The sequence below is a fragment of the Sphingomonas sp. genome (genome assembly GCF_042096255.1).
GTDB lineage: Bacteria > Pseudomonadota > Alphaproteobacteria > Sphingomonadales > Sphingomonadaceae > Sphingomonas.
This window is the reverse complement of record NZ_JBELLZ010000015.1, coordinates 14,574-27,491: the sequence shown is the minus strand read 5'-3', so window position 1 is coordinate 27,491 and position 12,918 is coordinate 14,574. Positions and strand designations below refer to the sequence as shown.

Sequence of the window (12,918 nt, the reverse complement as noted above, 5' to 3'; positions counted from 1 at the left end):
CCGCCCGACACACAACCTTACGCACAGCTGGGCTGCGGCACGGTATGGCCGCACCGGCATCAAACCCATGAAGAGGATCCGATGAGCAACTTCTCCGACCTGATCGACGGCTATTACAAGTTCCGCGGCACCGAATGGCTTGAGGAGCGCGAGCGCTGGGCCGAGCTGGCGGAGGGCCAGTCGCCCAAGGTGATGATCATCGCCTGCTCCGACAGCCGGGTCGATCCTGCCACCATCTTCGGCTCGCGCCCCGGCGAGGTGTTCGTGGTCCGCAACGTCGCCAACCTCGTGCCCCCGTTCGAGACCGGCGGCGGGCGCCATGGCGTGTCGGCGGCGATCGAGTTCGCGGTGACCAAGCTGAAGGTCGAGGAGATCCTGGTGCTGGGCCATGGCGCCTGCGGCGGCGTCAATGCGGCGCTGACCCAGAGCCTCAAGGAAGCGCAGCCCGGCGAGGGCGGCTTCGTCGCGGCGTGGATCGACCTGCTGGACGACGCGCGCGAGAAGGTGGTCGCCGAGCACGGCACCGGGCCGGAAGGCCAGAAGGCGCTGGAGCAGGAGTGCGTCAAGGTCTCGATCGAGAACCTCAAGACCTTCCCGTTCATCGCCGAGGGGATCGAGGCCGGCACGCTCAAGCTGCACGGCGCGGTGTTCGCGATCGCCGACGGCAAGCTGAAGGTAATGCAGGACAGCGGCGCGTTCGAGGCGGCCTGACCTATCGGGCGGCAGGCGGGCGCTTCAGCGCGCCTGTCGCCCACAAGGCCCACCAGACGATTGCCGGCTGGAGCAGCAGCCGCGGCGCGTGATACCAGAGCGGCAGCCCGGTTCCGCTGCCCAGGTCGTGCATGGCGTGGACGATGTTGGCCGGGAACACGCACACCGCATAAGCGGCGAATGCCCATCCCGCGGTTCGCCGCCACCGTGGCAAAGTCAGCCCGATCACGCCGACCAGCTCGCACAGCCCAGTCGTGATCACCACCGCGCGCGGCTCGGGCACCCAGGCCGGCACGATGCGGACCATCGCATCGGTGAACACCAGATGCGCAACCCCGGCCAGTCCGTAGAACGCCATCAACAGCAGGCGCGCGATCCGCCGTCCCCGCGGCTCAGCGGCGAACAAGCGTCACCTGATGGACGTCGATGCCGCCGCCCGAGAAGCCGCCTTCGCAATACATCAGGTAATAGCGCCACAGCCGCACGAAGCGCGCGTCGAACCCGGCCGGCAGGCGCCCTTCGCGCACCGCCGCCTCGAACCGCTCGCGCCAAAGCCGCAAGGTGCGGGCATAATCCTGGCCGAAGCGATGCTCGTCCCGCCAGTCGAGCCCCGCGCGTTCGGCGAGCGCGGCGAAGCGGTCGCGGGCGATCAGCATGCCCCCGGGAAAGACGTAACGCTGGATGAAGTCGACGTTGCTGGCATAGGCATCGAAGATCGCATCGTCGATCGAGATGAACTGGATCGCCGCACGTCCGCCCGGCCGCAGCATCCGGGCGATGGCGTTGAGATAGTCGGGCCAGAACTCCTGCCCCACCGCTTCGACCATTTCGATGCTGGCCACGGCATCATAGGTGCCGAGGACATGGCGATAGTCGGTCAGCGTGCAGCGGACGTTCGGCAGCGCCAGCGCATCGACATGGCGCTTCTGCTCCTCCGAGAGCGTGATGGTGTGGACATTCGCCCCCGCCGCCGAGGCGGTCGCCGCGAACGAGCCCCAGCCCGAGCCGATCTCCAGCAGGGTACCGCCCAGCTGCACGCCGGTGCGCTCCAGGATCGCCGCCAACTTGCGCCGCTGGGCCGCCTCCAGGCCGTCGTCCGCGCTCTCGAACAGCGCGCTCGAATAGGTCAGGCTCGGGTCGAGCCATTCGGCGTAGAAGGCGTTGCCAAGGTCGTAGTGCGCCGCGATGTTGCGGCGAGCACCGCGTGGATCGTTGCGGCGCAGCGCATGGCCGATCCGCGCGAGCAGCCGGGTCGGGCCCCCTGCCCGCGCGCTGCTGCCCAGGGTGCGGCGGTTGCGCATGAACAGGTCGAACAGCGGCACCGGATCGGGGCTCGCCCAGTCGCCCGCCTCCCAGCCGTCATACCAGCCGATCGACCCTCCGGTGGCGAGCCGAACCAGCGCGCGCCAGCGGTGGATGACGACATGCGCGACCGGCCCGGCAGCGCGCCCGCCCAGCCGACGGTGCGTGCCGTCGGGCAGATCCGCCTCGATCGCCCCCGCCGCCAGCCCTGCGTCGATCCGGTCGAGCAAGCGGTGGAACGGCAGCGCGATGGCCCGCGCCAGCCGATCGTCGCGGGGAGGAAGGGGCCTTGCCGTGTCAGTCATCGCGGCGCCCTTTGCCAAGCGCGGCGCGCCGGGGAAAGCCTCAGCCGCGCGGCATGGTGCGATAGGCGGCCAGCGCCCGCTCGCGCGCCTCCCGATGGCCGATGATCTTGGCGGGATAGTTCCGCGGTCGCCGGCCGTGCGCCTCGGGATCGTGGATCGCCGGATCGGGCACGCCGGCCAGTTCGGGCACCCAGCGGCGGATATAGTCGCCCGCATCGAACTTCTCGGACTGGACCAGCGGCGCCATGATCCGGGTGAACACATTGGCGTTGATCCCGCTGCCCGCCACCCATTGCCAGTTGACGGTATTGTTGCCGTAATCGGCATCGACCAACGTGTCCCAGAACCAGCGCTCGCCCATGCGCCAATCGACCAGCAGGTGCTTCACCAGGAACGAGGCGATGATCATCCGCACGCGGTTGTGCATCCAGCCTGTGGTCCACAGCTGGCGCATGCCGGCATCGACGATCGGATAGCCGGTCCGGCCGCGCTGCCATGCTTGCAGGTCGGCATCGGCGGCCTTGCCCGTCCGCCAAGGGAATGGATCGAAGCGCGCGTGGCCGTTGCGGGTCCCGTACTCGGGCAGTTCGAGGATCACGCCCGAGGTGAAGTCCCGCCACGCCAATTCCTTGCGGAACTTCTCCGCCGCGGGCTCGCCGGCGGTCGCAGCCCAGACCTGGCGCGGGCTCAGTTCGCCGAAGTGGAGATGGGGGGAGAGCCGGGTCGACCCGTCGCGTGCGGGCAGGTTGCGCTCCGTTTCGTAGTCGGCGATCTTGGCGGGAATGGCATCGAGCTGTCGCAGCGCCGCCTTTTCGCCTACCTCCCAGTCGAACCCGGTCGCCCAGTTCGGCCGCGTCGGCAGCAGGGCCCAGTCCTCCAGTCGGTCGCTCTCGGGCCATGCTTCAGGCGCAGCGAGTCGTTCGGGCGCGGGCAGCGGCTCGGGCGGCGGCAGATGGGTGGCCAGCGCCTTCCAGAAGCTGCCGAACACCTTGAACTGCGTCCCCGCTCCTGTCCGGACCCCCTCGACGCGGACGAGGTGATTGCCGTCATGCAGCACCAGTCGGTCGCCCAGCGCCGCCTCGGCGGCCCGCCACCACGGTTCGTAGTGGTGGATGGCGTGCACCTCGGAGGCACCGGTCTCGTCGAGCAGCTTGGCGAGCACCTCGGCGACAGGACCGCGCCGCAGGATCAGCCGGCTGCCGATCGCCCGCAGCGAATCGTCGAGCCGGTCGAGGCTGTGGTGGAGCCACCAGCGCTGCGCCCCACCGATCCGCCACTCGCCCGGCGTCTCGTCATCGAGCACATAGACCGGGATCACTGCGTTGCGCTCGGCAGCGGCGATCAGCGCGGGATGGTCGTGGAGGCGGAGATCCTGGCGGAACCAGAGGAGGACGGGAGCGGGCACGCCAGCCTCAAAGCCTCAGGGGCGGCCGCGTTCCACCGTCAGCGCCCGACCGAGCCGCAGGACCACGTCGACATGCCGCCGCGCGATCGCCATCACGTCGTCACCATAGCCGCCGCCGACGGTGCTCGCCACCGGCACGCCGCGCGCGGCCATGGCGACAAAGGCGTCCCGCCGTGCGAGGCCCGCCTCGGAAACGGCGAGCCGCCCAAGCCGGTCGCCCTCGAACGGGTCCACCCCCGCCTGGTAGAGGATCACGTCAGGCACCGCGCTCGCCAGGAACGGCGGCAGCGTTGCCGCGAGGGCCGCCATATAGTCGTCGTCGCCGATCCCGTCGGCGAGCGGTACGTCGATCGTCGAACGGGCCTTGCGCGCCGGGAAGTTCTTCTCGGCATGGATCGAATAGGTGGCGATCGCCGGATGACCCGCGGTGAGCGCGGCGGTGCCGTCCCCCTGGTGCACGTCCACGTCGACGATCGCGACGCGATGCCCCTCCTCCGCCAGCCGGATGGCGGCGACCGCGAGGTCGTTGAACACGCAATAGCCCGCGCCGGTGTCGGCGAGTGCGTGGTGGCTGCCGCCCGCGGTGTTGGCGGCAAAGCCGTGCGCCAGTGCCAACCGTGCCGCGAGCCAGGTTCCACCCGGTACCACCTGCGCCCGGCGCGCCACCGTCTGCGTCACCGGAAAGCCAATCCGCCGCTCCTTGGGGGACGGCACCGAAGCGGCCAGCACTTCCGCGACGTAACCGGGCTCGTGCGCCGCCTCCAGCCAAGTCGCGGGAGCGGGCTCGGGGCGATGCCAGGCGATCCGATCGCCCTCCGCCAGCAGTAGGTCACGGATCGCGCCGTTCTTGCCCCAGCGATAGGTGGAGCGCGCCGGGGCATCGGCGACATAGTCGGGGTGGTGGACGATGTGGATCACCGCGGTAAGATAGGCTGAAAACGACGAGGAGGGAGAGCATGACCGACACGATCGACCGTCCGGCGACCACCACGGGCCCCTATGTCCGCCCCGACGTGCGCGGCTTCCTCGACTATCTCGCGAGCGTGCCGGGCCCGAAGACGCACGAGCTCGATGCCGCCACCGCGCGGCAGATGTATTATGCGATGAAGGACGTCGCCGACCTGCCCGTCGGCGACCTCGCCGTGATCCGCGACCTGACCATCCCCGGCACCGCCGGCGCAATCAAGGCGCGGCTGTTCGACGTGCGAGAGACGCGCGCACCCGGCCCGATCGTCGTCTTCTACCACGGCGGCGGCTTCGTGATCGGCGATATCGACACGCATGCGAGCTTCACCGCGGAGATGTCGCGCCAGCTCGACCTGCCGGTGGTCTCGATCGACTATCGCCTTGCCCCCGAAGCGCGCTGGCCCGCCGCGCCCGAGGATTGCGAGACCGCGGCGCGCTGGATCGCCGCCAATCCCGGCGAGCTCGGCCGCACCGCCACCAGCCTGGTCCTGTCGGGCGACAGCGCGGGCGGCACGCTGACCATCACCACCGCGATGGCGCTCCGCGACGATCCCGCCGCGCTGCCGGTGATCGTGCAGGCGCCGATCTATCCGGCCGCGGACATGAGCCGCGAATATCCCTCGTTCAACGACTTCGCCGATGGCTATCTGCTCACCCGCGACACGATGATCTGGTTCGCGGACCATTATCAGCCCGACGCCACCCATTTCCGCGGCTCGCCGATGGCGGGCGACCTCGTCGGCCTGCCCCCGGCGGTGATCGTCACCGCCAGCCTCGATCCGATCCGCGACCAGGGCCGCGCCTATGCCGCCGCCTTGGTGCTCGCCGGCGTGCCGGTGACGTTCCGCGAGGCGGTGGGCAACGTCCACGGCTTCATTACGCTGCGCCAGGCGATCCCCTCCTCCGCCGGCGATGTCGCCGCCTATCTCGCGGCGGTGAAGGACGCGATCGTCGAGGCGGAGGGCGCGCGGGTGATGCGTCAGGCCGCGGGCTGAGCTACACGCCCGCGCATGACCGACCTTCCCTACCGGCCCTGCGCGGGCGTGATGCTTCTCAATCGTGACGGCCAGGTGTTCGTGGGCCAGCGGCTCGATTCGACGCTGGAGGCCTGGCAGATGCCGCAAGGCGGGATCGATCCGGGCGAGGCGCCACGCGACACCGCAGTGCGCGAGCTGGGCGAGGAAACCGGCATCGCGCCCGAGCATCTCGAACTGATTGCCGAGGCACCGGTGGAGCTGGTCTATGACCTGCCGGACGAGATGATCGGCAAGGTTTGGGGCGGCAGATATCGCGGCCAACGCCAGCGCTGGTTCCTGTTCCGCTTTACCGGCCAGGACAGCGACGTGAACATCGAGACCGCGCATCCGGAGTTCCGCGCCTGGCGCTGGGCCGACCCGGCGGAGCTGACCACCCTCATCGTCCCATTCAAGCGCCGGCTGTACGAGGAGGTGCTCGACGCCTTCTCGGCTCATCTCGGTAGCGCAACCATCCATCGCTGACCCCCGCCGGCGGACTCCCGTTCACTTTGCTGCAATGCGGAGGGCGGTTAGACCGCCGGCATGCGCTTCGCCGTCCTCCTCGCGCCCGCGCTGGCGCTCGCCTCTCCCGCGCTCGCGCAGGCGACCGATCCCGACACGATTCCGCCCGCGATCCGCGCGATGCTGGACGCCGCGATCGCCAGCGGCAACGATGCCGAGGTGGCGACGATCGTGAAATACGCGCGCGCCGCCGATCCGGCGAGCGGCGATGCGGTGCTGGCGATCGCCACCGCCTGGCGCAATACCCAGGCCAAATCCCGCGAAGTGCGGATCGAACAGGCGGGTACCTTCGATCTGTGGACCGGCAAGGTCGAGTTCGGCGGCTATCTCACCACGGGCAATTCCGACACGTTCGGCCTGACCGGCATCGGTGACGCGACGCGCGAGGGGCTGCGCTGGCGGCACAAGCTCTACGTCCAGGGTGACTATGCCGAGGCTCTGGACGTGAAGACGCGCGAGCACCTGCTCGCCTCGTACAGCCCGAACTACAAGGTCAGCGACCGCCATTACATCTACGGCACCGGCCAGTTCGAGAGCGATCGGTTCCTGGGCTATCTGCAGCGCTACACCACTTCGGTCGGCGGCGGCATCGGTGCGATCCGCACCGCGAAGATGACGCTGAACCTCGAACTCGGCCCCGCCTTCCGCAACACCCGCTTCACCGATGGCCGGGTGGAGAGCAGCCTCGCCTCGCGCGGGCTGATCGATTTCGACTGGAAGCTGACGCCCGCGATCACGCTGACCCAGGATGCGTCGGCCTATCTGGACAGCTACAACAGCACGATCAGCAGCACCACGGCGATCGCCGCCAAGGTGCTTGGGCCGATCTCCGCCCAGCTCTCCTACGCGGTGCAATACGAAGGCCAGCCTCCTGTCGGGCGCAAGACCACCGACACGATCGGCCGCGCCTCGCTCGTCTATGCGTTCTGACCGGACCGGGCTGGCGCGATCGGCCCGATCCGCGCTAACCCCATCCCGATGGATGGCCTGACCACGATCGAGCGCGATGCCATCGCCCATGCCGGCGGGGCACCGATGCTGGCGCGGACGCTGGACTGGTCGGCGGTCAACAGCGGCACCGGCAATCTCGCCGGGCTCGGCGTCATGGCGTCGAAGCTGGCGGACGCCTTCGCCGCGCTGCCGGGCGACCCGTGCCTCGTCGAACCCGCCGCCGCGGAGAAGGTCGGCATCGATGGCCGCGTCTCGGCGATCGAGCACGGCCGGCATCTGCATCTCACCGTGCGCCCCGTCGCGCCGGTGCAGATGCTGTTCACCGGCCACATGGACACGGTCTATCCGGTCGATCACCCGTTCCAGGCGATCACCCAGGGTGACGACGGCACCGTCAACGGCCCGGGAGTCGCGGACATGAAGGGCGGGCTCATGGTGATGCTCGCCGCGCTGGAGGCGGTGGAGGCATCGCCGCTCGCATCGCGGCTTGGCTATGAGGTGGTGATCAACTCCGACGAGGAGACCGGCTCCTTCTCCTCCTCCGCGCTGATCGCCGAGGCGGCGCGCGGCAAGGTTGCCGCGCTCACCTACGAACCCGCCTTGCCCGACGGTACGCTCGCCGGCGCGCGCGGCGGCACCGGCAATTTCTCGATCGTCGTCCGTGGCCGATCGGCGCATGCCGGCCGCAACCCGCATGAGGGGCGCAACGCGATCGTCGCCGCGGCCGAACTGGCGGTGCGTCTGGCGGAAGCGACCGCCCCCGGCCTGTCGGTCAATCCCGCCCGGATCGACGGCGGCGGCCCCAACAATGTCGTGCCAGACCTGGCGGTGCTGCGCGTCAACTTCCGCCCGCAGGACCAGGCGGAGATCGCCCGCGCCCGCAGCCATATCGACGCCTGCGTCGCGGCGGTGGCCAAAGCGCGCGACGTGCGCATCGAGGTGCACGGCAGCTTCAATCGCCCGCCCAAGCCGATCGACGCGGGCGCGGCGCGGCTGTTCGATCTGGTGAAATTGGTGGGCGGAAACCTCGGCCTTGAGATCGGCTGGCGCGCCACCGGCGGCGTCTGCGACGGCAACACCATCGCGGCGTGCGGCGTGCCGGTGATCGACACGATGGGGGTGCGCGGCGGCGCGATCCATTCGGCCGACGAATATCTGATCGTCGATAGCCTCGCCGAGCGCGCGGCGCTGTCGGCAGTGACGATCCTTAGAATCGCGGAAAAGGGGGGCGTGTGACCTTCGTGGTGCGGGCGGCGCGGGACGAGGATCTCGCGCATCTCTACGAGATGGCGAAGCTGACCGGGGGCGGGTTCACCAACCTGCCGCCCGACCGCCGCGCGCTGACCGCCAAGCTCGATCGCAGCCACGCCGCCTTCGCGCGCACCGACGGCGCGATCGAGGACGAGCTGTTCGTGCTGATCCTGGAGAATAGCGAGACCGGCGAGGTGCGCGGCACCTGCCAGATCTTCACTCAGGTCGGCCAGCGCCACCCCTTCTACAGCTATCGCCTGAGCACGCTGACGCAGAGCAGCAAGGAACTCAACCGTACCTTCCGTGCCGAGATGCTGGCGCTGACCACCGATCTCGAAGGCTGCGCCGAGGTGGGCGGGCTGTTCCTCCATCCGGGCGAGCGTGCCGGCGGGCTCGGCCTGCTGCTCGCGCGCAGCCGCTACCTGTTCATCCGCCGCCATCGCACACGTTTTCCCGACCGGATTCTCGCCGAGCTGCGCGGGGTGATCGACGAGGCGGGCGGGTCGCCCTTCTGGGACGGGCTGGCGGGACGCTTCTTCGGCATGAATTTCCAGGATGCGGACCAGTTCAATGCGGTGAACGGCCACCAGTTCATCGCCGATCTGATGCCCAAGCACCCGATCTATACCGCGATGCTGACCGAGAGCGCGCGCGCGGTGATCGGCATGCCGCACCCGAGCGGCCGCGCGGCGATGCGCATGCTGGAGAACGAAGGCTTCGCCTTCGAGAATTACGTCGACATCTTCGATGGCGGCCCGACGATGACCGCGCGCGTCGACAAGGTCCGCTCGATCGCCAATGCCCGCGAGGGCGCGGTGATCGCGGTCGATGGCGATGGCGGCACCGAGGCGCTGGTCGCGACGGGGGAGCTGGCCGACTTCCGCTGCGTGCTGGGCACGGTGCGCGAGGTGGGCGATGACGTCGTCCTCGGCCCCGCCTGCGCGCGCGCGCTGCGGGTCGGCGAAGACGATCGCGTGCTGCACGTCGGACGGCTGTGATGCCCGTCGAGATCAACTTCGACGGGATCGTCGGCCCCAGTCACAATTATGCCGGCCTCAGCCCGGGCAATCTCGCCGCGACGCGCAACGCCGGTGCGGTGTCGCACCCGCGCGCGGCGGCGCTCCAGGGCATCGCCAAGATGCGCGCGAACCTCGCGCTGGGGCTCCCCCAGGGCATCCTGCTGCCCCACCCGCGCCCGGACCATCTCTGGCTGAGCGCATTGGCGACCGACTATGACCGCGCGCCGGAGCATCTGCGCGCGCAATCGCTGTCCGCCTCGGCGATGTGGGCGGCAAACGCGGCGACCGTCAGTCCCGCGGCCGATACTACCGATGGCGTCTGTCACCTCACTGTCGCCAACCTTCTGACGATGCCGCATCGCAGCCATGAGGCGCGGCACACGCTCCGCCAACTGATCCTCGCCTTCGCTGACCCGTCCTTCCTCGTCCACGGTCCCGTTCCCGCACCGTTCGGCGACGAGGGCGCCGCCAATCACATGCGGCTGTGCGCGGAGCATGGCGCGCCTGGCGTCGAGGTGTTCGTCTATGGCGTGCCCGGCGGTGCCTTCCCCGCCCGCCAGCACCGCGAGGCGAGCGAGGCGATCGCGCGCGCGCACCGGCTCGATCCGGCCGGCACCCTGTTCGTCCAGCAATCGCGCGCGGCGATCGATGCGGGCGCCTTCCACAATGACGTGGTCGCAGTGGCGAACGAGCGGGTGCTGTTCGCGCACGAGCAGGCGTTCGAGGATCGTGACGGCTTCTATGCCGATCTGCGCCGGCTGCTGCCCGAGGTGGAGATCGTGGAGGTGCCGGCGGACCGCGTCGGTCTGGCCGATGCGATCGCCTCCTATCTGTTCAACGCGCAGCTGGTGACGGCCAGCGGCGTCCAGACCCTGATCGTCCCCGGCGAGGCGCGCGACAATCCGCGGGTCTGGGCGTGGCTCCAGGAGCATCTCGCCGGCAACGGTCCGATCCGCCGGGTCGAGGTGGTCGATGTGCGCGAGTCGATGGCCAATGGCGGCGGGCCTGCCTGCCTGCGGCTGCGCGTCGTTGCCGATCCGGCGATGGTGGACCCCCGCTTCCTCGTCGATGATGCGCGGCTCGACACGATCGCGGCGGTGGTGCGCGAACACTGGCCCGAGGCGATCGCGGCGGCGGAGATCGGCGACCGTGCCTTGATCGGCCGCATCGAACGGGCGCGCCAGGCCTTGCTCGAAGCCCTCGACCTTGTCGGGTTAATTGACACTTAACCCTCTTCGTAAAGTTGGAAATGGCGGATATCCGCCGTTGGAACGCGGCTTGCTTAACCTTTCGGCATGTGGACCCGTGTTGCTCGTCTGTTCATGATCAAGACCAAGTTCGAGGCGTTTCTTGTGATCTATGGGCTGGGGCTCGGCGCGGTGGAGCGGGGCACGCACTACCTGTCGCTCTATCCCGGCGTGGGCGGCAAGATGCTGTTCGCGCTGTGCCCGCTGGCGGTATTCATGGCGGGCGGGCGCATCCTCGATTCGCTCGAACGCGAGCGGAACGGCTGAAGCGGCTGCGTTAACCGCCTTCTCACACCTTCGCCCTAGGTCCGGCGCGGATATCTGCGCCGGGGCCGATGATCCGCCATTCCCTTCTTGCACTGCTGACCCTCGTCGCCAGCGCCAGCTGCGTGCCCGTGGAGCACCCTGCCCCGCCGCCGCAGCGCAAATTGGTGTCGGACCCGCGCGCGCTGCTCCGCAAGCTGGCGCTCGACGTGCCCGCCGACGTCGCCCAGCTCACCCGCGACCTGCCCAGGAGTAATCTGGACGACACGGCCGACGTGCTCCAGCGCCCCGCCGGCGCCCCTGCCTTCCTCGCCACCGCGCGCAGCGAAGCCGATGCGGCGCGGGCGAGCGACTGCCTCACCTCGGCGATCTACTATGAGGCGCGCTCGGAGCCGGTCGATGGACAGCGCGCGGTGGCGCAGGTGGTGCTCAACCGGGTGCGCGATCGCGCCTTCCCCAACACGGTGTGCGGCGTGGTCTATCAGGGATCGCACCGCCGCACCGGCTGCCAGTTCAGCTTCACCTGCGACGGGTCGCTGTTCCGCCGGCCCCAGCCGTTCGCCTGGGCGCGCGCTCGTGCGGTGGCGGATGCGGCGCTGGCGGGCGGGGTCTATGCACCGGTTGGCTCCGCGACGCACTACCACGCCAATTATGTCATGCCCTGGTGGGCGCCCAGCCTCGCCCGGATCGGCGCGGTCGGTGCGCATGTCTTCTACCGCTGGCGCGGCGCGATGGAGCGAGCGCTGGCGTTCCGGCAGGACTATGCGGGCTGGGAGCCGGAGATCGGCGCGCCGTCGGTCGCCTCATCAGGTGAAGCTCAAGTGGCGAGCGGCGGCGTCTCGATCCACTACGGCAATGCGGAGACCGGCCTCGTCACCGTGCACCGCGACGCGAAGCCTGCCGGAGCCACGCCCGCGCTGGTGATGGCGTCGGGCGTCCGCGTCCATCGCAACGGCGCCCTGCCCGACCACGACGGCCTGGGCGAGGACGCGATCATTTCGGACGAACCGATCTAGAGCGCGCGGCCCATCTCCAGGAACTTGGTGCGCCGCTCGCCCCGCAGCGCGTCCCGGCCCATCGGCGTGAGTTCACCCAGCGCCGCCTCGATCGCATCGCCCAGGTTCGCCACCGCGGCCTCGGGCTCGCGATGCGCCCCTCCCACTGGTTCGGCCACGATCGTGTCGATCACGCCCAGCGCCTTCAGGTCCTGCGCGGTTACCTTCATCGCCTCGGCGGCGTCGGCCGCCTTGTCGGCGGTGCGCCACAGAATGGAGGCGCAGCCCTCGGGCGAGATCACCGAATAGACCGCATGTTCGAACATCAGCACGCGGTTGCCCGCCGCCAGCGCGATCGCGCCACCCGAGCCGCCCTCGCCGACGATCGAGGCGACCATCGGCACGCCCAGCGCCAGGCACGCCTCGGTGGAGCGCGCGATCGCCTCCGCCTGCCCGCGCTCCTCGGCCTCCATGCCGGGGAAGGCGCCCGACGTGTCGACGAGCGTCACCACAGGAAGGCCGAACCGGTCGGCGAGTTCGAGCAGCCGGATCGCCTTGCGATAGCCCTCGGGCTTGCCCATCCCGAAGTTGTGGCGGAGCCGCGTGGCGGTGTCGTCGCCCTTCTCATGCCCCAGCACCATCACGCGGCGGCCGCGGAAGGTGGCGAACCCGCCAAGGATCGCCTGGTCGTCGCCGAACGCGCGATCGCCGGCGAGCGGCACGAACTCGTCGAACAGCCCGGCGACATAATGTTTGAAGTGCGGCCGGGCGGGATGGCGCGCGACCTGGGTCTTCTGCCACGGCGTCAGCTTGGCAAAGGTGTCGCGCAGCAGCTTGTCGGATTTCGCCTGGAGGCGCGCGATCTCCGCGGAAATATCGACGTCGCCGTCGGTCTCGCGCAGCTCGTCGATGCGGCCCTGGAGCTCGGCGATGGGTTTCTCGAAGTCGAGGAAGGTCGGCATCG

The 12,918-nt window shown here is 69.6% G+C and carries 14 protein-coding genes; 9 read left to right on the top strand and 5 right to left on the bottom strand.

Annotation, left to right across the window (positions count from 1 at the left end):
• Positions 1 to 81 precede the first annotated feature (81 nt).
• Positions 82 to 711: a carbonic anhydrase gene (locus tag ACFDTH_RS04910; RefSeq protein WP_375286391.1), complete on the top strand. Its 630-nt coding sequence runs from the start codon at positions 82 to 84 to the stop codon at positions 709 to 711.
• Between the two features lies 1 nt (position 712).
• On the opposite strand, the gene ACFDTH_RS04905 is transcribed toward ACFDTH_RS04910, so the two are convergent.
• From ACFDTH_RS04905 to ACFDTH_RS04890, 4 genes are read right to left on the bottom strand one after another with little or no spacing between them, the layout of a single operon-like run.
• On the bottom strand, positions 713 to 1,117 hold the full coding sequence (locus ACFDTH_RS04905; RefSeq protein WP_375286390.1) for a DoxX family protein: 405 nt from the start codon (positions 1,115 to 1,117) through the stop codon (positions 713 to 715).
• Positions 1,104 to 2,318, bottom strand: coding sequence for a class I SAM-dependent methyltransferase (locus tag ACFDTH_RS04900; protein WP_375286389.1), 1,215 nt, complete (start codon positions 2,316 to 2,318; stop codon positions 1,104 to 1,106). Before ACFDTH_RS04900 ends, ACFDTH_RS04905 begins: the two co-directional genes overlap by 14 nt.
• 40 nt (positions 2,319 to 2,358) lie before the next feature.
• Positions 2,359 to 3,723, bottom strand: coding sequence for a cryptochrome/photolyase family protein (locus tag ACFDTH_RS04895; protein WP_375286388.1), 1,365 nt, complete (start codon positions 3,721 to 3,723; stop codon positions 2,359 to 2,361).
• A 15-nt stretch (positions 3,724 to 3,738) separates the two neighbouring features.
• Positions 3,739 to 4,641, bottom strand: a complete 903-nt coding sequence (locus ACFDTH_RS04890) for a histone deacetylase (RefSeq protein ID WP_375286386.1) — start codon at positions 4,639 to 4,641, stop codon at positions 3,739 to 3,741.
• A 38-nt stretch (positions 4,642 to 4,679) separates the two neighbouring features.
• Here ACFDTH_RS04890 and ACFDTH_RS04885 point away from each other — a divergent pair, with 38 nt between their 5' ends.
• The 8 genes from ACFDTH_RS04885 (at position 4,680) to ACFDTH_RS04850 (ending at position 11,975) form a co-directional block, all read left to right on the top strand.
• Complete coding sequence (locus tag ACFDTH_RS04885; protein ID WP_375286385.1) at positions 4,680 to 5,684, top strand: alpha/beta hydrolase; 1,005 nt, start codon at positions 4,680 to 4,682, stop codon at positions 5,682 to 5,684.
• A gap of 15 nt (positions 5,685 to 5,699) precedes the next feature.
• A complete protein-coding gene (locus tag ACFDTH_RS04880; protein ID WP_375286384.1) occupies positions 5,700 to 6,188 on the top strand; it encodes an RNA pyrophosphohydrolase in 489 nt (162 codons plus the stop codon).
• A gap of 60 nt (positions 6,189 to 6,248) precedes the next feature.
• Entirely contained in the window at positions 6,249 to 7,157 is a 909-nt protein-coding gene (locus tag ACFDTH_RS04875) for a YdiY family protein (protein ID WP_375286383.1), read from the top strand.
• A 48-nt stretch (positions 7,158 to 7,205) separates the two neighbouring features.
• Positions 7,206 to 8,414: a hydrolase gene (locus ACFDTH_RS04870; protein WP_375286382.1), complete on the top strand. Its 1,209-nt coding sequence runs from the start codon at positions 7,206 to 7,208 to the stop codon at positions 8,412 to 8,414.
• The gene (locus ACFDTH_RS04865; protein ID WP_375286381.1) at positions 8,411 to 9,427 is read left to right on the top strand and encodes an arginine N-succinyltransferase; all 1,017 of its coding nucleotides are present in this window, start codon (positions 8,411 to 8,413) and stop codon (positions 9,425 to 9,427) included. The genes ACFDTH_RS04870 and ACFDTH_RS04865 overlap by 4 nt, the downstream gene beginning before the upstream one ends.
• Positions 9,427 to 10,677, top strand: a complete 1,251-nt coding sequence (locus tag ACFDTH_RS04860; RefSeq protein ID WP_375286380.1) for an N-succinylarginine dihydrolase — start codon at positions 9,427 to 9,429, stop codon at positions 10,675 to 10,677. The genes ACFDTH_RS04865 and ACFDTH_RS04860 overlap by 1 nt, the downstream gene beginning before the upstream one ends.
• A 66-nt stretch (positions 10,678 to 10,743) precedes the next feature.
• Positions 10,744 to 10,962, top strand: a complete 219-nt coding sequence (locus tag ACFDTH_RS04855; protein ID WP_375286379.1) for a hypothetical protein — start codon at positions 10,744 to 10,746, stop codon at positions 10,960 to 10,962.
• A gap of 68 nt (positions 10,963 to 11,030) precedes the next feature.
• Entirely contained in the window at positions 11,031 to 11,975 is a 945-nt protein-coding gene (locus ACFDTH_RS04850; RefSeq protein ID WP_375286378.1) for a cell wall hydrolase, read from the top strand.
• Here the strand turns inward: ACFDTH_RS04850 and ACFDTH_RS04845 are convergent.
• Positions 11,972 to 12,916, bottom strand: a complete 945-nt coding sequence (locus ACFDTH_RS04845) for an acetyl-CoA carboxylase carboxyltransferase subunit alpha (RefSeq protein WP_375286377.1) — start codon at positions 12,914 to 12,916, stop codon at positions 11,972 to 11,974. The two genes, ACFDTH_RS04850 and ACFDTH_RS04845, sit on opposite strands and share 4 nt — an antisense overlap.
• Between the last annotated feature and the right edge of the window lie 2 nt (positions 12,917 to 12,918).

Bases quoted from the DNA above. Each gene is read 5' to 3' on its own strand.
- ACFDTH_RS04910 (WP_375286391.1), top strand. From the start codon at position 82: ATGAGCAACTTCTCCGACCTGATCGACGGCTATTACAAGTTCCGCGGC.
- ACFDTH_RS04900 (WP_375286389.1), bottom strand. From the start codon at position 2,318: ATGACTGACACGGCAAGGCCCCTTCCTCCCCGCGACGATCGGCTGGCG.
- ACFDTH_RS04885 (WP_375286385.1), top strand. From the start codon at position 4,680: ATGACCGACACGATCGACCGTCCGGCGACCACCACGGGCCCCTATGTC.
- ACFDTH_RS04880 (WP_375286384.1), top strand. From the start codon at position 5,700: ATGACCGACCTTCCCTACCGGCCCTGCGCGGGCGTGATGCTTCTCAAT.
- ACFDTH_RS04875 (WP_375286383.1), top strand. From the start codon at position 6,249: ATGCGCTTCGCCGTCCTCCTCGCGCCCGCGCTGGCGCTCGCCTCTCCC.
- ACFDTH_RS04870 (WP_375286382.1), top strand. From the start codon at position 7,206: ATGGATGGCCTGACCACGATCGAGCGCGATGCCATCGCCCATGCCGGC.
- ACFDTH_RS04860 (WP_375286380.1), top strand. From the start codon at position 9,427: ATGCCCGTCGAGATCAACTTCGACGGGATCGTCGGCCCCAGTCACAAT.
- ACFDTH_RS04855 (WP_375286379.1), top strand. From the start codon at position 10,744: ATGTGGACCCGTGTTGCTCGTCTGTTCATGATCAAGACCAAGTTCGAG.
- ACFDTH_RS04850 (WP_375286378.1), top strand. From the start codon at position 11,031: ATGATCCGCCATTCCCTTCTTGCACTGCTGACCCTCGTCGCCAGCGCC.
- ACFDTH_RS04845 (WP_375286377.1), bottom strand. From the start codon at position 12,916: ATGCCGACCTTCCTCGACTTCGAGAAACCCATCGCCGAGCTCCAGGGC.